Source organism: Drancourtella sp. An12 (genome assembly GCF_002160935.1).
Lineage (GTDB): Bacteria > Bacillota > Clostridia > Lachnospirales > Lachnospiraceae > Sellimonas > Sellimonas catena.
On record NZ_NFLO01000021.1, the window covers coordinates 42,448 to 63,871 of the forward strand.

The window sequence follows — 21,424 nt, forward strand, 5'->3', positions numbered from 1 at the left end:
TTAAACAAATTGCCACCTACTTTATTCCCCTTTTAAAATGTCCACGCGTAAAATCATCAAACTGCTCTGCTGCCTGCGGATACCCTCCGTCTCTCAGGAAGCCGTCCCCGTAAATCCTGATTACTCTCCTCGTCTCATCGGCGTCCTCCAGCGAAAATTCCAGCCGGACATTGTCAATCCCGATCCGTTCGATCTCCGGAAGCAGATCCAGCAGCACAAGCGGCGCCGTATTATAGATAATATTATAACATGTATCACAATAATTTTTTACATAAAATGTCTTCTGATACCGGTCCTTCAGCTTTGTGACAGCTGCTTTTCCATCGCAGCGTCCCGTAGATTTTTTTACGCATCCCGCGCTGATCATCATCGGAGCATATCCGTATACGACCATCTCTTCTTCTCCGGAAACGGTTTCACGAATCTCCTGGCTGTTCAGCTCTAATGATACTGTTGTACCATTTATCCCTGCATTTTTCAAGAATTCTACAGCTTTTTTGTTCAATGTATACAAATGATGGTCCGCCTGAACCTTGTTTTTCCATACTTTTTTTTGCAGATATGACAAAGATTCCAGATTTCTCACGAGCGCACCATCCCACGGGAACGCTTCCAGATCTCCCCAGATTCTGTCGTAGAGCCGTTCGGCCTGTTCTCTGAAAATGTGAGGAAATACAAGATACCATTCGGCTTTCCTTGTTTCAAAAAGTGCCCGGATCTCCGCTCTTCCCGATCCGGACGCAAACAGGTCGGCCGCCAGATGGCTTTCCACGTAGATACGGCCTGCGTCTTCCTCCTGTACCGCTGCAGCTAACTGTTCTCTTGTCTGCACAAGAACAGAAAGCATCCTCGCATGCGGATCCCGGACTATTGTACCGGTCTCCTTTTTCTCCGGTATCTCCGGACAGGATCTTTCATACTGTCCCAGAATGGCATCTTCCAGCTTCTGTGCCGCCTGTCTGCGAAGCTCATTGACAACCTGCATCGGGAAGAAAATCCCTTCGTCCATCTCAACAGCCATCTTCTCTGTCCGGAACGGAGTATTCCCCATCTTGCCAAGCTGCTTTTCCACTCTCGCCCGGTCCAGCGGCTGCTTTTTCGCCTCTTCCGGAACCATGCCCTCGGCGCTGACCTCGATGCTTCCCATCCTGAGAGTCAGCCTGGACGGCTCTCCAGCACGGAACACTGCCTCCGCCTGCACCGGACGCCGGATATCAGCGGTTTTCAGATGATCCCGGATCTCCCCGATCAGGCTTTCATTCCGGACTCTTGACAGAATCGTTCTCGGCTTCACTGCCGTTCCCTTTGCCACGAGAATCTGGAACTGGCCGCCCTTTTTTACGTCCTGTCCAAGTGTAACATTTTCTTTGGCGGAGATTTCCAGAACATCGCCTTTCTGTACCGCTGCGAGTGCTTTTAACAGAAGGCTCCTTCCCTTCTGCCGCTCCACACAGGCTGCCGGAATCCCGGCGTGATTCGGCCTGTCAGGCGAAAGCATCTCCGGGCCGTTCTGCATATGGTAGTAGCCCCTGCAGCTGCCCCCGCGGTTATACAGATCCATCAGTCTCATTTTGTCCTCTTCTGACACCCGGTATCCCTCTCTTCCCTTCTCAAGGAAAAGGTCTGCGTATTTCCGGTACATCCGAGCAGTCTCAGATACATACTCCGGCTTTTTCATCCGTCCTTCAATTTTAAAAGAGTCCACTCCGGCCTCAATCAGATCCGGGATGTCATCCAGAGCCATGATATCCTTCAGGCTCAGAATGCAGGATGGCTTCTTCATTCCTTCCACCTGATATTTCAGACGGCACGGCTGCGCGCACTGTCCCCGGTTGCCGCTCCGCCCACCGAGCATGCTGCTGAACAGGCACTGCCCGGAATAAGAATAGCAGAGCGCGCCGTGGACAAAGCACTCGATCTCCAGCCCGGTCTCCTCTTTCATCTTCCGGATCTCCGAAAGGGAAAGCTCCCTTGCCGGAACAATCCGCTCCACACCGTATTTCTTTAAAAATCCTGCTCCGGAAGCCCCTGCCACAGACATCTGGGTGCTCGCATGAAGCGCAAGATCCGGGAAGTGCTCCCGGATAAAGGAAAGCGCTCCCAGATCCTGTACCAGAACCGCATCCAGACCGTTTTCATAAAACGGCTTCAAAAACGAAAAGAGACGTTCTTCCATCTCCCGCTCTTTGATCAGTGTGTTGACGGTCAGATACAGCTTCTTTCCGTAAAGGTGTGCCTCCCGGATAGCCCGGATCAATGTCTCCCGGTCAAAATTCCCGGCATGCGCTCTGGCTCCAAACAGGTCCCCTCCTGCATAGACTGCATCCGCTCCGGAACGGATCGCCGCCTGAAAGGCTTCATAAGTGCCCGCGGGTGCGAGAATTTCCACTTCTTTATTCTGTTTCTTATTATTCATCTCTTTCTATTCCTGCCTTACTTCGAAAAAAGGCTGTCCTTCGACAGCCCTAATTCTTTCGGTGATTTTTCATTTCTGTTTCCAACTGCACAATCTTCATCTGCAGCTCCTGATTTTCTTCCTTCAGCTTATCCATTGCCCTGTCCGCATTTTCCAGCTTGATCTGCGCAGAGATCAATTCGTGCTTTAAGTCATACATCTCTTTATCTTTCGATTCCATATCAATTTCAAGAGACGAGCCCTGCTCCTTTGCTTTAAAATAATCGTCCGCAATGTTCAGTGCAAGAAGGATGCTTTTTGTGTCGCTGCTCTGCTTTTTGTAGCTTTCATTCTCACTGCATTCTGCAATCTTGTGATTCAGATAATTTGATACTTTCTGAAGATACTCCTCGCTCTCAAAGCCGCTCAGCGTAAATACCCTGCCATCAATGATAACTTCGGTATAATTTCTTGATGCTGCCATAGCCGGTGCTTCCTCCTCCTATATGAAGTCTCTGTTATTCATTATAAACGATCTGGTTGGAAAAACCAACCTTTTTCTTTGATATTCTCCGTAGAAGGGAATTTTACTCTTCCTTTCCCATGGAAAATCCAAGATGCTGATATGCAAGAGCCGTAGCCGTCCTCCCTTTCGGAGTCCTCTGAATAAAGCCGTTTTTCAGGAGAAAAGGCTCATATACATCCTCCAGCGTACCGGAATCCTCGCCGATGGCAGCTGCAAGTGTATCCAGTCCTACCGGCCCGCCTCCGAATTTTTCGATCATGGTCGTCAGAATCGTCCGGTCCGCATAATCCAGACCGAACCGGTCCACTTCCAGAAGATCCAGCGCAAAAACCGCTACTTCCTCGGTAATCACACCATTATATTTAACCTGCGCAAAATCCCGCACCCGTTTCAAAAGGCGGTTGGCCAGACGCGGCGTCCCTCTGGAACGTCTCGCAATCTCAAGCGCTCCTTTCGGGTCAATCTCAACTCCGAGCACCTGGGCGGAACGCAGGACAATCGTCTGCAAATCCTCAGCCGTATAAAACTCCAGCCGGTTCACCACACCAAACCGGTCCCGAAGCGGCGCCGTCAGCATTCCTGCTCTCGTCGTCGCCCCCACAAGCGTAAACTTCGGGAGATCCAGACGGATGGATCTTGCCCCTGCTCCTTTTCCGATCACAATATCGATGGCAAAATCCTCCATGGCCGGATACAGCACCTCTTCCACCTGCCGGTTAAGTCTGTGGATCTCATCCACAAACAGCACATCACGCTCCTGCAGGTTATTCAAAATCGCAGCCATCTCCCCAGGCTTTTCGATCGCCGGACCGGAGGTCACTTTCATATTGACTCCCATCTCATTGGCAATGATCCCGGCAAGAGTCGTCTTTCCCAGCCCCGGAGGTCCGTAAAAGAGCACATGGTCCAGTGCTTCCCCTCTTGCCTTTGCCGCTTCTATATAAATCTTTAACGTTTCTTTCGCCTTTGTCTGTCCGATATAATCTTCCAGATACTGAGGCCGGAGGCTGCCTTCAATCTTCTGGTCTTCCTCCAGTGTTTCTGTCGTAATAATTCGTTTCTTCATGCTTCTCTGCCTTCCGGATAGTTATTTGAATGAACCGCGCCCTTTTGCCCGGCCCTCCTCCATTAAAACAGTGCCATCTGCCGCAGGGCCTGTTTCAGCACATCTTCTACGGTACTGCCCTCATGGATCTCCACGTTTCTGACTGCCTGGAATGCTTCGGTACTTCCATATCCCAGCGCTGTCAGCGCTTCCACTGCCTCGTTCTGAATCCGCCCTGCTCCTTCTTCATTTCCCGGAACAGACGGCGCATCCGTCTCCTGTCCGATGGTATCAGAAAGCTTCAGCTTGTCTTTCAGCTCTAAAATCAACTTTTCCGCTGTCTTCTTTCCGATTCCCTGAGCCTTTGAAATGGCCTTTGCGTCCCCCGCCATCACTGCGAACCGCAGATCATTCGGTGTCATCTGCGTCAGTATGCTGAGACCTCCCTTCGGGCCGATCCCGCTGACCCCGATGATCAGCTTAAAGACCTCCAGTCCGTCCTTTGTCAGGAATCCAAAAAGCTGCATCAGATCTTCTTTCACATGCAGATACGTATGGATCTTCACTTCCTGTCCAGTCTTCGGAAGGCTGGACATGTCACTTCCGGACATGAAAATCCCGTATCCGATGCCTCCTACATCAATAACCACATGGTTCTCGCCAATCTCCGCAAGCTCCCCTCGTATATATGAAATCATCTTTCTTCCTCCGTCAATTAAAACTGGATCCCCCTGATCCTTTTCAGCATTTCCCCGGATGCAAGCCCGATCACAAGCCCTGTAACCAGACCGGAAACCAGAAGCACCGGAACATACGAAAACACGCCATAGGTCTCCACCACAAGGGCCGCTGCCAGAAGCTGCCCGATATTGTGGAACACACCACCGGCAATGCTCACTCCCAGAACACTGACTGATTTCACATGCTTCAATCCCCACATCACAGTCAGGCTCAACAGTCCTCCTGCCAGACTGTAAAGAATACTCATCAGATTACCGAACAGAAATCCTGACAGAACCACCCGCACAACGGAAAGGAGATATGCCTCTCCCGCAGGCATCCTGTAAAGTGCTATCACAATCACAATATTGGCAAGTCCAAGCTTGACCCCCGGAATCCCGATCTGAAACGGTATCAACGTCTCAATATAACTGAAAATCAATGCCAGCGCCACAAACACTCCAAATGACGCCAGGCCCGCTCCTCTTCTTTCCACACTGCACCTCTTTTACTGCACGACCGCATCCGCTCCGGATGATTCTCCATCTTCAATCGATACAACAACCTCGTGAGGCAGACAAATAATACTTTCTCCATTTCTCGAAATTGCGCTGTGACGGACACAGACCTGATCCGGACAGTCCGCCTTCTCCATACTGGCGCTTCCATTTTCGATAACAAGTGTATTTGTCCCTCCATTGATCTCGATCGTCTGATCTTCATTCAGACTGTATCTGCCCTCCTCTTCGCCGTCTACATAGACGACCGCTTCGCCGCCTCCGCTTCCGGTAAAGGCTCTGTATATTCCAAATGCCGATCCTGCTACAAGCAAAATCAAAAGAATCAAAATGATATCTCCCTTTTTCATGGGGACCTCCTTCTTCCGGTTTATTTTAGCACATCCGCCCCGGCACTGCAACCGTATGTTCGATAGTGAAACCCGCATTGAAAAACGGAGCTTCCGAAATGGCCGCCCCGTTTTCATCTTCTAATATCCGTAATAATAATAGTCACTCATTGTCTCACCGTAGGATACACTTCCGATGATCACCACCAGGATCAGGAAAATAATCAGTAATACAATAAGTACCGCCTCTACTATCAGTGCCGCACGGCAGAAGTTTCTCCTGTGAATATTTCCCTTTCTGGCAAACGCCCAGTAACAGTACAGAATAATCCCTCCGCAGCATGGAATAAATGCCGCCAGCAAAGTCAACAGCCAGTCACCCATTGTCAGCGGCGTCGTATCCCACTCTTCCTGATACTGATTCCCCTGTGTCTGGTACGGCATACCGTCTCTCGCCTGTTCCCCATAAGAATAGGAAATATCTTCCTTCGGAGCCTGAGTTTGTTCCCGCTGTTCCTGATCAGGCGCAGTATATGGCTGTTTCGGCATTGTCTCTTCCTGCATAGGAACCGCCTGCTGCTCCTCCGGCTGCTGAGTCACCGGAGCATCACCTGCACCGGTCTGCTCTGTCATTACTTCTTCTGTATTTTCAAAATTATTCTTATTCTCTTCCATGTGTCTGACTACCCCTTTCGCTTGTTTCATTTTATCATGCTTTTTTCGTCAGCACAACAGAAATCCCCGATTTCACAGAATCTGCATAACTTGACGCCCGTATAAGCAGTCTTAGAACGTAGTGCGGAACTGAAGCGAGACAGCGCGACGAGTGTGCATGCAGGCGGCAGTTCGGTGTGATCAGCGTAAACTTTACATGATCCGTCCCAGGGCCTGATAAATCCGGTTCAGCAGATTTCCCGGATAGTAGCTCATAGGAGGTTCTCCCGGGAAGTATCGGATCATCCGGTAAATGTAAAATACAAGCATGCCTGCCAGAAGCAGAATCAGCCATTTTTGAAGAGACCGGACCTCTTTTTGAAGCACGTATCTCCGGATTACAAATGCCGCCGCAAGAAACGCAATGCCGTATATAAACGGGTTCAGATACCATGCGTCCGCGAATTCACCCCGAAGGAGGCAGAACCCTGCTCTGGAAAGCCCGCATCCCGGGCATGGCAGGCCGGTGACCATGACAAAAGGGCAGGAAGAGTAAAAGAAGTTCCACGCAAGAAAAAAGTAAACCGCCAGCACAAGGATAACATACCGGATACTCCAAAGATCCGCTTTTATCATCCTGATGCTTTCCATTAGCCGTTTCTTTCTGCTCATTGATTCTTTCCTCTTCCTGCCCTCATGGGATCAGCGACTCTTTTCCGTCCCGGCTATCGCCAGACCATAGTCATCAGCTGATAATCTTCTTCGGACATTTTTCCGCGCATTTTCCGCAGTTTGTACACTTTTCCGGATCAATGTGTGCCACATTATTTGTAACAGTCACCGCGTCAAATTCGCAGACTTTTTCACACATCTTACATCCGATACATCCTACAGAACATACACTCATTACATCTTTTCCCTTGTCAAGGGAACTGCACTGTACAAGATGTTTCTGCTCATACGGTACAAGCTCAATCAGATGCCGCGGACATGCTGCCACACATTTTCCGCAGGCCTTACATGCTTCCTTATCTACAACCGCGATTCCATCCTGAATATGAATCGCGTCAAACGGACATGCTGCCACGCAGCTTCCTTCTCCAAGACATCCGAATGTACATGCTTTCGGTCCTCCGTTCTGCATCATGTTGACCATGACACAGTCCTTTGTTCCGGTGTACTTATAATTTTCTTTTGCCTTTTCGCATGTACCGGCACATTTCACAAAAGCAACCATCTTTGTCATCTCTCCTGCGTCCTGACCCATGATCGCTCCTACTTTCGCGGCAACCGGCGCGCCCCCTACCGGGCAGGCATTGACCGGAGCCTCTCCTTTGACAATCGCCGCCGCAAGCCCGGAACATCCTGCGTAACCGCAGCCGCCACAGTTGTTTCCCGGAAGCACCCCGGTAATTGCCTCTTCACGCTCATCAACTTCCACTGCGAACTGCTTTTCTGCGACTCCCAGGAAGACACCGATGAACAAACCTACACCGCCGACAATCGCGGCAGCAATGAGTATACCTGTCATAATCCATTTTCCTCCCTTAAATCAAACCTGAAAATCCAAAAAACGCAATGGACATCAGCGCTGCCGTAAGCAGAACAATCGGCGTTCCTTTAAATGATTCCGGCACGTCATTATGTTCTGTCTTCTCACGGATTCCTGCCATGATTACGATTGCGATTGTGAATCCGACCGCTGTCGCAAATCCATTTACCACACTGCTTAAAATGTTGTATTCATACTGTACGTTGTTCAAAGCCACGCCAAGTACTGCACAGTTTGTAGTGATCAGCGGCAGGTACACACCCAGCGCCTGATAAAGCGACGGCATGGACTTTTTCAGGAACATTTCCACGAACTGTACCAGCGCGGCGATCACAAGAATAAATACAATCGTCTGCAGATATTCGATATTCAACGGCTGCAGGATAAATTCATATACAACACTTGTACAGAAGGATGCGATCGTAATAACGAAAATAACCGCTCCGCCCATACCGGCCGCTGTTTCAATCTTCTTTGATACTCCAAGGAACGGGCAGATTCCAAGGAACTGGCTCAGCACGACGTTATTAACAAGTGCAGAACCTACTGCAATGATAAATAATTCTTTCATCTGTTCCCCCTCCTATTCCTTGTCCTGACCGGAAGAAAGTGAAGAAGCACATCCGCCGCAGGAAGCGCATCCGCCTTCCGCGCAGCCGCCCTGAGGCTTCACAACTTTCTTGCCTTTCTTTTCCATATTGTTCATGATCTTGTTTCTTGTGGCTACCAGCATGGATAACACGATAAACGCGCCCGGCGCCAGGATAAAGATCGTGATCGGTTCATAGGAGGACGGCATAATCTGGAAACCGAATACCTGGCCTGCTCCAAGGAGCTCTCTTACGATACCGATGCAGGTAAGTCCAAATGTAAATCCAAGTCCCATTCCAAGGCCGTCGAACAGAGACGGAATAATCGGGTTTTTGGACGCGTAGCTTTCCGCACGTCCAAGAATGATACAGTTTACAACGATCAGAGGAATGTAAAGCCCAAGCGAATCATAAAGGCTTGGCACAAATCCCTGAAGAAGGAACTGTACAATCGTTACGAAAGATGCAACGACTACGATAAACGCCGGGATACGGACTGAATCCGGAATGATTTTCCGAAGTGCGGAAATCATCATATTGGACAGTACCAGTACCACCGTTGTGGAGAGTCCCATTCCGATTCCGTTGATGGCGGAAGTCGTTACCGCAAGTGTCGGACACATTCCGAGCATCATGACGAAAGTCGGGTTCTCTTTGATAATACCATTATATAAACGTTCGACACATCTATTCATCTGCACTGCCTCCTAACACATTCTGATAATATCCAAGAGACGCATTGACCGCTCCTGTCACCGCTCTGGTAGTGATTGTAGCACCGCTGATGGCATCGATCTGTTCTCCCTCGCCTCCGTCTTTTGAGACATAGAAATGATCGGTCTGCTTGCCGGAATACTGCTCGTAGAATTCCGGTTCGGAAGCTTTCATACCAAGTCCTGCAGTCTCATTGATGGAAAGAATCGCGATTCCGTTTACTGTTCCATCATTCTGGATTCCAACGGACACCTGAATATCCCCGCCGTATCCGTTCGGGTCGGTAGCTGTGATCACGTATCCGATCGTTTCACCGCCCTGTTTTGCCTCGACTGCTTCATTGATCTCTGCACCGTCATCCACGCCTGCCGCCTTGACAGCTTCCGCCGCCTCTTTGGCATCTACCTCCAGGTCATCAAAGGAATCCGCATCCTCGAATACCTGTTTGTATGCTTCCTGCTTTGCCTGTTCCTGTGCGTTGGCAATCGGAGCCTTTGTAATCTCATATACCGCGCCGAGGGCCACTCCGGAAACAAGTGTGATAATTGTCAGGATAATTGTATTTTTAATAATCTTGTTCATTATTTCTCTCCTCCTTTACCAAATGGTTTTGGAAGAGTAACCTTCTCGATCAGCGGAACAAGGATATTGCCGATGATGATCGCATAGGAAACTCCCTCTGCAGATCCTCCGAAAAGACGGAACAGTCCTGTCAGGATACCAAGAAGGATACCATAAATAATCTGACCTTTCTTCGTGATCGGGCTTGTCACGTAGTCTGTTGCCATGAACCATGCGCCCAGCATGATACCGCCGCCGCAAAGGTGCGCGGTGATGAAGCTCCAGTCAAATCCGTGGCCGCCGAAAATTGTGATGAAGATCACAAATGTCACAAGATAGGATCCCGGAATTCTCAGATCAATGATTCCTTTCAGAAGAAGGATAATCGCACCGATCATGATCGCGATAACGGATGTCTCACCGATTGTTCCCGGGATCTGACCGATGAACATTTTCATTGTGTCTACGTTGGCAATGGAGCCGTCCGCACGCATGGTTGCAAGCGGAGTTGCCCCGGTTACACCGTCATATGTAAAGGATGTCATTCTTCCTGTGAAAGAAATCAGGAGGAAACATCTTGCAGCAAGAGCCGGGTTCATAAAGTTCTGTCCCAGGCCTCCGAAAAGCTGCTTGACAATCAGAATCGCAAATACGGCTCCCAGAATGCCCATCCACCATGGAGCGGACGCCGGAAGGTTCAGTGCCAGCAGAAGTCCTGTGACTGCCGCACTCATGTCTTTGATTGTCACTTTTTTATGCATCAGCTTCTCATAAAGATACTCCGTAAGCACAGCCGCTGCCACTGTCACCACGACAAGAATCCACGCATTCTGATCACGGAAATTCCAGATTCCAAAAAGGGTTGTCGGCAGAAGCGCGATGATCACCCACAGCATGATATTTTCTGTAGTGTCTTTGGCCCGTATGTGCGGAGATGCCGAAATATTAAACTGTTCGTTCACTTTGTCCACCTCTCACTTTCTACTTTTTCTTCCTGTTCGCCAGAACGGTCTTTCTCATGGAGCTGATTGCCTGCTTCAGCTGCCGTTTTGCCGGGCAGACATAGCTGCAGGAACCACATTCCATACATTCCACACCGAATTCTTTTTCAAATGCCGCCTCGTCATGACGCTCTGCATAATCTGCAAGTCTGGACGGGATCAGACGGCTCGGACATGCGTCAATACATCTGCCGCAGTTGATACATGCTGACGGCTCATACATTGCCACCTCATCCTTTGTCAGGCATAAAATCGATGAAGAAGTTTTCGTGACAGGAACATCCAGAGTAAACATGGCAAATCCCATCATCGGTCCTCCGGAAATCACTTTCTCAGGAGCCCCTTTCAATCCGCCTGCCGCCCTGATCAGCTCCTGCTGATTGATGCCAAGCGGAACCTTAAAGTTGCCCGGTTCGGCAATTCCATCTCCACTGACTGTCACAACACGGTCAATACATGGTCTTCCGTTGACTACCGCATCGTAAATGTGAATGATTGTCTCCACATTGTCTACGACACATCCAACATCCGCCGGAAGCATGGAAGAATTGATGGCTCTTTTTGTCACTGCATAGATCAGCTGGCGCTCACCGCCCTGCGGATATTTGGTCATCAGTCTGACCACTTCCATCCTCGGCTCACCGCTTGTCAGCTGTTCCAGCTTCGCGATACAGTCCGGCTTGTTATCCTCCACCGCAAAGATACCCTTTGCATTATCGAAAAGCTTCAGAATCACGCGCATCCCCTCTACAAGCTCTTCCGGATTTTCCAGCATTCTGCGGTAGTCGGCTGTAATGTACGGCTCACACTCCGCACAGTTTGCAATGACGTATTCGATTTTCTCCGGCTCCTTCGGTGAAAGCTTCACCCTTGTAGGGAATCCGGCACCGCCCATTCCGACAATTCCGGCCTCTGAAATCAGATTCAGAATCTCTTCTTTGGTAATCAGATCCAGCGATCTGGTATTCAGCCTTTCAGCTTCCGTATAGGTCCCGTCATTCTCAATAATAATGGACGAAACCTTTCCCCCGGTCGGTGTAAAGTACGGAGCAATCGCCTTCACCTTTCCGGAAACAGATGAATAGACCGGGGCAGAGACAAACCCTCCGGCCTCTGCAATCTTTTGTCCTTTCAGAACCTGATCTCCGACCTTGACAATCGGGGCTGCCGGAGCACCAATGTGCTGCGAAAGCGGAAAGACCAGATCTCCTTCAGGCATGACTTCGACAATCGCCTTGTCCTTGGCCAGACTTTTTCCATCATTCGGATGTATTCCACCCTTGAAAGTTAAAAGTCCCATCTTTTTTTCCTCCTCGTTCTTTTTTTAACATATGTAAAAACATGAAAAAATAGAGACTAAAGCAAGTAGCCTCTATTTTTACTCTGCAGCATTTATATATGCATCACAACCGGTAGTACTACTCTGCCTCTGCAACTTCCTCTTTTGCTTCCTCAGCAGCCGGCTCTAACGCTTTCATGCTTAAACTGATCTTCTTTTCTTCTTCGTTTAAATCAACGACTTTCGCTGTGATTTCCTGTCCGACTTTCAGAACGTCCGCAGGTTTCTCAACATGCGCTCTTGAAATCTGAGATACATGAAGGAGTGCGTCAACACCCGGTACCAGCTCTACGAAAGCACCAAAATCTGTCATTCTGGCTACTTTTCCTGTTACGACATTTCCCACTGCATAATCCTCAGCTGCGTGAAGCCATGGATTTGTCTCCGGGAATTTCAAAGATAATGCGATCTTTGTATCGTGAACATCTTTTACAAGTACTTTTACTGTCTCTCCTACATGGAACAGTTTCTTCGGATTATCGACACGTCCCCAGGACATCTCGGAAATATGAAGCAGTCCGTCTACTCCGCCGAGATCGATAAATGCACCGAAATCTGTAATATTCTTTACAACACCTTCTACTGTATCACCTGCATGCAGGTTTGCAAAAATCTCTTTCTGTTTTTCTGCTTTCTCAGCAACAAGAAGCTGTCTTCTGTCACCGATGATACGGTTTCTTCTCGGATTGAACTCGCTGATTACAAATTCAATCTCCTGTCCCTGATATTTGCTCAGGTCTTTCTCATATGTATCTGATACAAGACTTGCCGGGATAAATACTCGTGCTTCTTCAACAACAACACTCAGGCCGCCGCCAAGAATCTGTGTAACCGGCGCTTTGAGTACTTCTTTATTTTCGAATGCTTCCCTGAGTCTTTCATTTCCTTTTTCAGCTGCGAGTCTCTTGTAGGTCAGTAATACCTGGCCTTCCCCGTCGTTTACTTTTAAAACTTTCGCTGTCATGGAATCTCCAACAGATACAATGGTTGTCAGGTCTACGTTCGGTTCGTTTGTATATTCGCTTCTGGAAATAATTCCGTCTGCTTTGTATCCGATGTTCAAGATGATCTCATCCGGTTTCACATCGATTACTGTACCTTCTACAACCTCTCCATTGTGTATTGTCTTAAAAGATTCCTCTAACATTTGTTCAAAAGTTAAGTCTGACATTATTTTGAACCTCCTCAATTATATTATTGGGCGTGGATGCCCCTGCTGTAATACCTACTGCTTCCACGGACTTTAACTTTAATTGATTCATATTCAAATCGTCAAGAGTCTGTATGTAGTACGTATTTTCACATGCCTTCTTACATATTTCAAACAATTTCTGGGTATTGGAACTGTGTTTGTCACCGATCACAATCATCGCGTCCACTTCGTTTGCAATATGTTCAGCCTCTGTCTGACGCTCTTTTGTGGCATTGCAGATTGTATTTAAAACACTTATATCATACCTCGTTTTCATAAGAATTTCAACTAAATATTTGAATTTATTGTAATTAAATGTCGTCTGCGAGACAATACAGATTTTATTGTCTGACTCATCTTTTAATTCTGTATTCCCAAGGCAAAATTCCCTTGCTTCCGCCTCACTTTCGATCACGCTCACCCGGTTTCCGGCCCATCCGCGGATCCCTTTCACCTCCGGATGTTCCGGATTTCCGATGATAATAATGTACTTTCCTGCTTCGCTTTCCCGCTTCACAATATCGTGGATTTTTTTCACGAACGGACAGGTCATGTCCGTGTACCCGATGTTATTTTTTTCCAGAATATCATAAACGGTTTTTCCGACTCCGTGAGAACGGATAATGACATGTCCTTCCCGGAGCTCCATCAGCTCTTCTTCTGACCGGAGCACTTTGACCCCTTTCTTTTCCAGATCTTTTACGACCTCTTCATTGTGAATGACCGGACCAAAGGTATAAATATCCGGCACATTTTCTTCGCCGGCGTCCAGCCGTTCCTTTCGCTGCCGGGCCTGCTCGTAAACCGTGTCTACAGCACGTTTTACCCCAAAACAGAACCCCGCCGTTTTTGCGAGTTTAACTTCCATACTCTGTTCTCCTGTTTCTACCTATTATAATAAATCCAGCCAAAGCCGCCAGCAGAATTCCTGCCAGTGCTCCGGATGAATCAATCATCACATCCGTCACCATTCCTGCCCGTCCCGGGACAAAAATCTGATGAAACTCATCTGTCGCCGCATAAACTGTACTGATTCCCCACGCAGTCGCAATCATCCGCTTTCTGCTCCATGTGTCCTGACAACGGCATCTCATAAACACAAAAATGCCAAGAATGGCATACTCCGTCGCATGAGCCGTCTTCCTGACCGGATAATTGATTGCCTCTGCAAATGCCTCCTGCTCCTCTTCCGGCCATTCTTCAAAATCCTTCACAAAGATCTGGCCTACCATCCTGCCCACGAAAAGGCTTTCTTTAGAAGACTCGTCGGACGGCTGCGCCGAGAACAAAAAGATCACGACCATCCAGACAGCCACGAGGATTGTCCACATCCGTTTCTTTTCTTTCACACCCTGCTCCCCTTTATGTTTTTCTTCGTGTATTATATCGAAAAGCATATCCGGAAGTCAAGTAATGGGTGCATGGAGACGCTGGTCTGGATTTCAAAAAAATGATGATTTATTATTTATTGATTCCTTTTCAGATTTGGGATTGAATTGTTTCGGCATACTTGTCCAGAATTTTCTGCACTTCCTCTTCGGTCATTTCAAGTTCATCTGCGATCTGTGTGAGATCTTTACCTTTTGCCTGCTTTTTCTGAATTAATTCAAGAGTATATTCTTCGCGTCCCTCTGCGCGTGCTTCTGCGATTTCTTCCCACTTCTGCATATATTTCACTCCAATCTGTTCATTGGATTTGATCTGTTGCACGGCTCTCTGGATTTTTGTTACTTTTTCGCTACGGAACGTTTCTTCCTGCAGCTCATTGGTCTTTTCTACATAATTCAGAAATTCAATCAGTTCCGGCCTAATTTCTTCTTTGTTCTTTCCGTGGGTATTTAGGAAGATACGGGTAGCTCCATCCTGTATCTGAATTTCTTTGTCTTCCTCACAAAAAGCTTTGATTGTATACTGATATCTTCCTTTTCCAAACAGGTCAAAGGGCATAATCATGATGATATACGTATCATTTAACGCATTATAACTCTGCTCTCCCGGAACCAGCAGGGAACTGTCCAGCAGTCCCTGATAATACCTGCTTCGCTTTTCTAAGTCATCCCTCCAGTTTTGCTGCATTTCTGTATCATAGACATTTCCTTCTTCATCAACAGAATAGACATCCAGACGGATCGACTTCAGCCATGTGGCTGTCCTGATTTCTTTTTCTGTCTGTTCTTTGGAAAGCAGGCTGATATCCTTCCCTAAAATGATTTCCAGTACTTCTTTGCTGCATTCCTCATCTTCCATCAGCTCAGCAAACAGAAAACGGTCTAACAGTCTCAAATCCTTTAATGGTTTTATTTTGTTTTTCTTCATTTGTTTCTCCTTTTATTGTACCTAAATCTGCGAGGTAATTCAATTGATTAAATATGGAATTCTTTTTTGACGACCACTTCCTTTTTACACGTACTGCTTTTCAAAGCACAAATCTGTTTTTTGAAATGTTAATTTGGAATACTTCCCTGAATCGGGATGAATGAAAAAAGACATCCTGAATGATGCCAGATATCGTTTGTAAGTATACGCCTGAGCAACGCTCCTGTCAATAATAAAAGCGATCAAAAAAATAGATTATAATCTAAAAAATCAGATGACAATTTTTCTTTCGTTTTAGATTTATTTTTAGTTATTACGATATATCAAGTATACACAAGATTTATGTCGAAAAGGTTACAAAAAATTTGTGATAAGTTTTGTGTTTAACCGAATAACTATTGATTATTAGAGGAATGCTTTGTTGTAAGATATGTGTAATAAATATTTGATAAAATGTCATACTTTTTTCAAAGGGGACGTGTTCCGATGCATCGGAACACGTCCCCAACATTACAATAATTTAATTATTGGTTTGTTTTTTCAGCTGCCGCTTTCTGAGCCATCTTGTCTGAGAGTTCGTCTTCAAACTCGTTTTCACGTCTTTTTTGTCTGATGACGTGAACGACGAAGATCGCGATAATTGCAATCAATACAATCAGTGCCGGAATATCCCAGAAGCAGAAGCCTAATTTAGTGTGAACAAATTCATACATACTGTTTGCCTCCTTTTTCTGTCTACCTGTCTGCCTGAAGTTCTTCGTCATCGATGTCTTCAAGTTCTCTTCTTAATTCGAAGATTCTTTCCTGGCGTTTTTTGCGGTCGTGGGTATAAATCAGTTCCACGATCAGGGCCAGTAAGAGAAGGATGAAGTGAAGGATACAGCACTTGTGGTCATCGTCTTTGTCAAGATCCATGTTTCCAAGTGGTGTTGCATCTTCATCGATGGTTTCTGTGTCACCGTCACGTTCTACTTCATTTAAATTGTAGTCGTCTTCTGCCGGTTCTGCGTCATCTACTACAACGCCGTCCGCGTAAACGATTGGTGCTGTAGTTCCTGCAGCTGCCGGTGCTCCCGGTAATGCCGGTGTTGCCGGTGTTCCAGGGTTTGCAGGTGTTACAGGAAGTGTCGGTGTCGTCGGAGTACCAGGTGTCGTTGGTGTTGTCGGAAGTGTCGGCACTGTTGGTGTCGTTGGCTCTTCCGGTTCTTCTACCTGTGTATACTCTGCATGGATCACTGTATCACCCTGGATGTTCTGTCCGTCATGATCGAATCCGTCGAATTCGTATCCCGGAATTTCCGGTACTTCAATTTCATCAAGATCAACGTTTCCACCATGTGGAACTTCGATTTCCGTGATGACATCTCCATCCGGATCTACAACAGTTACGGTGTAGACATTGATATCAAAGTTTGCTGTCAGAACAGTGTCCTCATCGAACTGTGCTGTCCGTACAGCGTCCAGATCTGCAAATGTTCTTCCATCGCTTGCTGTCCATCCTGTGATGTGGTATCCGGTATCCGGTGTTGCCGTTACGTCTGCCTGTACGGAAACCGGCGCGTTTTCGCTGTAATTTCCATCGGCATCTGTACGTGTGATCACTTCTGTTGTCATTCCGGTTACAGTACCGTGGTCACCTGCTACAAAAGTAACAGTTACCTGGTATTTATCCGGTACGTTATCCGGGTTATCCGGATTTTCCGGATCGGTTCCGATTTCATCCAGTGTGTAGTATACATTGACAACGTTTGCGTCTGCATCCGTTGTAACTGTGTTTCCTGCACCTTCTACTCTGTCAAGAACGTAGTTCTGTCCATTATAGGTTACGGATGCGGTATCTGTGTACGGAATCTCTGCTCCAAAGGTTGCATTGTCGTTTACAACTGCCTGATCTTCGGCTTCTGTACCATCATAGAAGTAATGTACTTCAAAATGAAGGTCTGTTCTTCTTTCGAAGTGAGCCGTATAGGTTGCTGCTACATTCAGTCCGTTCACTTTTGCAGGTGCAAAGTGAGCTTCTGTGCTGACAACGTTTCCTTCTGCATCGGTCCAGTTCACGAACCGGTAACCGTCGGCTGCTGTTGCTGTAGATCCAGCTGCATTACCTGTTGCAGGTGCAAGGGATTCGTTTACAGGGTTTACGGATCCGCCTTCTGTTGCTGCGTAATTGATTACAACATTGCCATCCTCCGCGAAGTTTGCCGTGAAGACTGTGTCCTCGTCAAATTCTGCAGCGCGGATTGATTCTACGTTTGCAAAGTGCTGTCCATCCTGTGTTGTCCAGTCAACGAAATGATATCCGCTGTCCGGAGTTGCAGTTACTTCAGCCGCTGCTTTCACAGGAGCTTCTGTGCTGTTATCAGGACGTGTAACAACTTCTGCAAGCGTTCCGTCTACGGAGCCATGTGCTCCGGCAACATAGGTAAATGCTACCTGATATTTGTCAGCTGTACCATCCGGATTATCCGGGTTATCTGGATCTTCAGGATCGACACCCTTCTCATCCAGTGCATAGTAAACATTGATTATGTTTGCCGCTGCATTCGTTGAGATGGTCTTTCCTTCGCCATCCACTCTGTCAAGTACATAGTTGTGATCATTGTACTCTACCGGAGATTCTGACGTGTATGGAATTGCTTCGCCAAATACTCCCTCATCAGATACAACTGCCTGATCTTCTGCTTCCTCTTCGTCATAGAAGTAATGCACTTCGTAATGAAGGTCATTTCTCTTTTCGAAGGTTGCCGTAAAGGTCATATCTTCTGTAATTGCAACTTCTGTGGTCGGTGCTTCCGGTGCCCATGTCAGGCTGTCCTGTGCATAACCATCGTTTGCGGTTGCTGCTGCAATCTGTTCCTCTGTCAGATAGCCGGTTCCGTCTTCTGCCGGATTTCCGTCTGCATCCTTCAGAGTCACGACTGCTGATGTTCTGTCAAGTGTACCATTGACTACTGCATAAGTCACAGTTGCCTGATACTTATCCGGTACATTATCCGGATTGTCTGGATCTTCAGGATCAGTTCCCTTCTCATCCAGTGTGTAGTATACATTGACTACGTTTGCTGCTGCATCGGTTGTGATCTTCTTGTCTGCACCATCCACTCTGTCAAGTACATAATGATGTCCATTGTACTCTGCTGTAGCTTCTGCTGTGTATGGAATGGCTTCTCCGAAGACTCCATTGTCCGCTGCAACTGCCTGATCTTCCGCTTCCACTTCGTCATAGAAATAATGCACTTCGTAATGAAGGTCACTTCTTTCTCCGAATGTCGCTGTTAAGGTCATATCGCCTGTGATCGCATAGTCTACAGCCGGTGTTCCCGGTGTCCATGTCAGTGTATTCTGATCATAGCCATTTGCTGCTGTTGCCGTTGCGATCTGTTCCTCTGTCAGATAGCCGGTTCCGTTCTCTGCCGGATTGCCGTCTGCATCTTTCAGAGTTACAACTGCTGTGGTCTTATCCACGGTACCATTGACCGCTTCGTAAGTTACCGTTGCCTGGTACTTATCCGGTACTCCGTCCGGATTGTCTGGATTCTCAGGATCTGTTCCAATCTCATCTTTGTAGTATACGAACGTAACTGTAATGTCACGATCTTCTACTGTTACACTCTGAGTTGCCGGATATGCAGTATAACCGTCTACGCTTTCAGCTGTAAATGTTCTTTCTGTTCCGACAGCGATGTTTTCAACTGTATAGTCATTTGGTAACTCTACGTCTCCTTCTTCACCGTCTGCGAACTGATGAACCACGCTGATATCATAAACATCTGCTACTTCTGCCGGTACTTCTGGAGTCTGAGGATCTTCCCCATCCTTATCGTCTGCAACTGCCACGTTTGTGATTGTATTTCCACGATCTTCTTTCAGAACAGTGTATTCACAATCGATCGTAGCTGTTTCGCCCGGTGCAAGAGAATCTAATGTAACATTTTCTCCATCCACTTCTCCTTCTGCACCGTTAATGTCTCTGATCACAATATCGCCTGCTGCATTGAGCATATCAGTAACAAGAATATCATCCTGTGTTACGTTTCCTGCATTGGATACTGTAATCTGATACTGAATTGTATCACCAATCTGATACTCTTCTTTTGGTTCTACAACGCTCTTGCTGATAGAAAGATCTGGATTTTCCGGATCGGTCTTATCTTCTGTATTGCCAGGATCAATTTCCGGTTTTTCTTCTTCCTTGCCGTCAGCTGTTGCTGTTGCTTCATTTACTACACTTCCGTTATGGATATCTTCTTCTGTCACAACATAGTCTGCTTCAAATTTTTCGCTCGCACCCGGTGCAAGTGTTTCAATTGTCCACTCATCACCTGTGAGTTCATCTGTTACAACTACGTTCGTCAGTGTCAGATTTCCAGCGTTGGTTGCTACAATTTCGTAAGTAATCGTATCTCCAAGACCATAAGTTCCGTCTTCACCCGGATTACTTGTTGTGGTCTTTGTGACTGTCAGACGTGAATCTACCGGATCGGTTGGAACGGTTTCTTCTCCGTCTGTGTCAACCGGATCTTCTTTTGGATCTGTACCTTCTGCTGTTGCAACGTTTGTAATGGATCCATTCAGAATGTCATCTTCTGTAACAGTATATGTGGTAGTAAATTCTTCGCTTTCACCCGGTGCCAGAGAATCAATTGTCCATGCACCACCTGTCAAATCATCCGCCACATCGATATTTGTCACAGTCACGTTACCATTGTTTACCACTTTAATCGTATAAACAATTTCATCGCCAAGGTTATAAACACCATCTTCATCTGGCTGCGCTGTCTTTTCTACAAAAAGGCTTGGCTTCTTTGTGTCTGTCGGATCTTCCTTTTCACCAGGAGTTACCGGTACTTCCGGTTCGTCCGGATCCGGACTCGTTCCTTCTGCAGTTGCAGTATTTACGACAGTGCCTGCAAGAATATCTTCTTCTGTTACTGTGTATTCTGCTGAAAATTCTTTGCTTTCACCCGGTGCCAGAGTTTCAATTGTCCACTCATCATCCGTCAGCTCATCAGTTACAACTACATCTGTCAGTGTCAGATTTCCGTCATTCGTTGCAGTAATCTTGTAAGTAATAACATCACCTAAGCTGTAAACCTGATCTTCGCCCGGATCACTTGTTGTTACTTTTTCGATTTTCAGATGTCCTGCCGGATCTTCAATCTTGTCAACAGTATCTTCATCCTCAAATTTAGTCTCTTCATCACTGAAAGATGCTGTTACGGTATTGACAAATTCACCTGCAAGAATATCTTTTTCTGTAATCGTATAGGTTGCAGTCGTCGATACTGTTTTGCCTGGTTCTACTCCTTCAAATACAGACTGTTCCAGTGTCACGCCATCGATCTCATTAAGAGTAATGGTCTTTGTCTGGTCATAGATGTTTGTAACTGTTACAGTGAATGTAACGACATCTCCCGCTTCATAGATACCATCATCTGGTGCACCATGAGTCTTCTTCACAACATCTTCCGGATCAATCGGATCTTCTCCAGAACCGTCAGTTACAGTCAGAGTACCAATCTCTGGTGTTACTGTGTAGTTATTTTCCTTTGCAGTATATGTATTCTCACTTCCTGCCCAGGTCATAACATACGTGTTATCGGAGCTACCTACCCATGTCTGGGAACCTGTTACTGTAAATCCATAGGTTTCACCGTCAACAATGCCTTCCACCTTACCAGGTGCTGTTAATTCACTACCATCATATGTTTTAGATGCTGATTCAGTAGTAATTATTACTGTACGCTTTGCGATCGTGAACGGATCTGTTGCTGTAATCTCTACACAGTTGGCTGTCTCTTCCCATACGGCTTTGACGATGTAATCTCCGGCTTCTGTCGGTTTCGTCTTCGTATAGGTTTCATCTCCGGCTTTCGCCTCCTTGTAGTAATACGTCGGGTCACTGTAATCTCCGCCGGTTGTTTCTGCTTTCTCCTCTTTGGCTTCATCCCCATAGGTCCAGTCATCCAGCG

Annotated in this window: 20 protein-coding genes; all 20 read right to left on the minus strand. The window is 46.9% G+C overall.

Going from position 1 to position 21,424, the window contains the following annotated elements:
• Nucleotides 1-16: 16 nt before the first annotated feature.
• Nucleotides 17-2,416, minus strand: coding sequence for a U32 family peptidase (locus B5E64_RS14850; RefSeq protein WP_087169231.1), 2,400 nt, complete (start codon nt 2,414-2,416; stop codon nt 17-19).
• 49 nt (nt 2,417-2,465) lie between these two features.
• On the minus strand, nt 2,466-2,879 hold the full coding sequence (locus tag B5E64_RS14855) for a cell division protein ZapA (protein WP_087169232.1): 414 nt from the start codon (nt 2,877-2,879) through the stop codon (nt 2,466-2,468).
• A gap of 103 nt (nt 2,880-2,982) precedes the next feature.
• Nucleotides 2,983-3,987: a Holliday junction branch migration DNA helicase RuvB gene (ruvB, locus tag B5E64_RS14860; protein ID WP_087169233.1), complete on the minus strand. Its 1,005-nt coding sequence runs from the start codon at nt 3,985-3,987 to the stop codon at nt 2,983-2,985.
• 62 nt (nt 3,988-4,049) lie between these two features.
• Nucleotides 4,050-4,664 carry a Holliday junction branch migration protein RuvA gene (gene ruvA / locus B5E64_RS14865; protein ID WP_087169234.1) on the minus strand — a complete coding sequence of 205 codons (615 nt, stop codon included), beginning with the start codon at nt 4,662-4,664 and terminating at the stop codon, nt 4,050-4,052.
• Nucleotides 4,665-4,681: 17 nt separating this feature from the next.
• A complete protein-coding gene (locus B5E64_RS14870) occupies nt 4,682-5,182 on the minus strand; it encodes a Gx transporter family protein (RefSeq protein WP_242960245.1) in 501 nt (166 codons plus the stop codon).
• 12 nt (nt 5,183-5,194) lie between these two features.
• A complete protein-coding gene (locus B5E64_RS14875) occupies nt 5,195-5,554 on the minus strand; it encodes a NusG domain II-containing protein (protein WP_087169235.1) in 360 nt (119 codons plus the stop codon).
• 120 nt (nt 5,555-5,674) lie between these two features.
• The gene (locus tag B5E64_RS14880) at nt 5,675-6,238 is read right to left on the minus strand and encodes a hypothetical protein (protein WP_140398870.1); all 564 of its coding nucleotides are present in this window, start codon (nt 6,236-6,238) and stop codon (nt 5,675-5,677) included.
• A 162-nt stretch (nt 6,239-6,400) separates the two neighbouring features.
• Nucleotides 6,401-6,859 carry a DUF2752 domain-containing protein gene (locus B5E64_RS14885; protein WP_087169237.1) on the minus strand — a complete coding sequence of 153 codons (459 nt, stop codon included), beginning with the start codon at nt 6,857-6,859 and terminating at the stop codon, nt 6,401-6,403.
• A gap of 73 nt (nt 6,860-6,932) precedes the next feature.
• Nucleotides 6,933-7,721: an RnfABCDGE type electron transport complex subunit B gene (locus tag B5E64_RS14890; protein ID WP_343215463.1), complete on the minus strand. Its 789-nt coding sequence runs from the start codon at nt 7,719-7,721 to the stop codon at nt 6,933-6,935.
• Between the two features lie 13 nt (nt 7,722-7,734).
• On the minus strand, nt 7,735-8,310 hold the full coding sequence (rsxA, locus tag B5E64_RS14895; RefSeq protein WP_087169239.1) for an electron transport complex subunit RsxA: 576 nt from the start codon (nt 8,308-8,310) through the stop codon (nt 7,735-7,737).
• 12 nt (nt 8,311-8,322) lie between these two features.
• A complete protein-coding gene (locus tag B5E64_RS14900; RefSeq protein WP_087169240.1) occupies nt 8,323-9,024 on the minus strand; it encodes an electron transport complex subunit E in 702 nt (233 codons plus the stop codon).
• Nucleotides 9,017-9,625: an RnfABCDGE type electron transport complex subunit G gene (locus B5E64_RS14905; RefSeq protein ID WP_087169241.1), complete on the minus strand. Its 609-nt coding sequence runs from the start codon at nt 9,623-9,625 to the stop codon at nt 9,017-9,019. The genes B5E64_RS14900 and B5E64_RS14905 overlap by 8 nt, the downstream gene beginning before the upstream one ends.
• Nucleotides 9,625-10,566: an RnfABCDGE type electron transport complex subunit D gene (locus tag B5E64_RS14910; protein ID WP_087169242.1), complete on the minus strand. Its 942-nt coding sequence runs from the start codon at nt 10,564-10,566 to the stop codon at nt 9,625-9,627. The genes B5E64_RS14905 and B5E64_RS14910 overlap by 1 nt, the downstream gene beginning before the upstream one ends.
• Nucleotides 10,567-10,585: 19 nt before the next feature.
• A complete protein-coding gene (gene rsxC / locus B5E64_RS14915) occupies nt 10,586-11,905 on the minus strand; it encodes an electron transport complex subunit RsxC (RefSeq protein ID WP_087169243.1) in 1,320 nt (439 codons plus the stop codon).
• Nucleotides 11,906-12,023: 118 nt separating this feature from the next.
• Complete coding sequence (gene rpsA / locus B5E64_RS14920; RefSeq protein WP_087169244.1) at nt 12,024-13,115, minus strand: 30S ribosomal protein S1; 1,092 nt, start codon at nt 13,113-13,115, stop codon at nt 12,024-12,026.
• Complete coding sequence (gene ispH, locus B5E64_RS14925; protein WP_087169245.1) at nt 13,096-14,004, minus strand: 4-hydroxy-3-methylbut-2-enyl diphosphate reductase; 909 nt, start codon at nt 14,002-14,004, stop codon at nt 13,096-13,098. The genes rpsA and ispH overlap by 20 nt, the downstream gene beginning before the upstream one ends.
• Nucleotides 13,994-14,485 (minus strand): VanZ family protein, encoded by a 492-nt coding sequence (locus tag B5E64_RS14930; protein ID WP_242960247.1) that lies wholly within the window; start codon nt 14,483-14,485, stop codon nt 13,994-13,996. The genes ispH and B5E64_RS14930 overlap by 11 nt, the downstream gene beginning before the upstream one ends.
• A gap of 130 nt (nt 14,486-14,615) precedes the next feature.
• The gene (locus tag B5E64_RS14935; protein ID WP_087169246.1) at nt 14,616-15,452 is read right to left on the minus strand and encodes an Rpn family recombination-promoting nuclease/putative transposase; all 837 of its coding nucleotides are present in this window, start codon (nt 15,450-15,452) and stop codon (nt 14,616-14,618) included.
• Nucleotides 15,453-15,976: 524 nt separating this feature from the next.
• Nucleotides 15,977-16,165 (minus strand): hypothetical protein, encoded by a 189-nt coding sequence (locus B5E64_RS14940; RefSeq protein ID WP_087169247.1) that lies wholly within the window; start codon nt 16,163-16,165, stop codon nt 15,977-15,979.
• Between the two features lie 22 nt (nt 16,166-16,187).
• A partial coding sequence (locus B5E64_RS14945) for a DUF11 domain-containing protein (protein WP_140398871.1) occupies nt 16,188-21,424 on the minus strand: 5,237 nt, incomplete at its 5' end.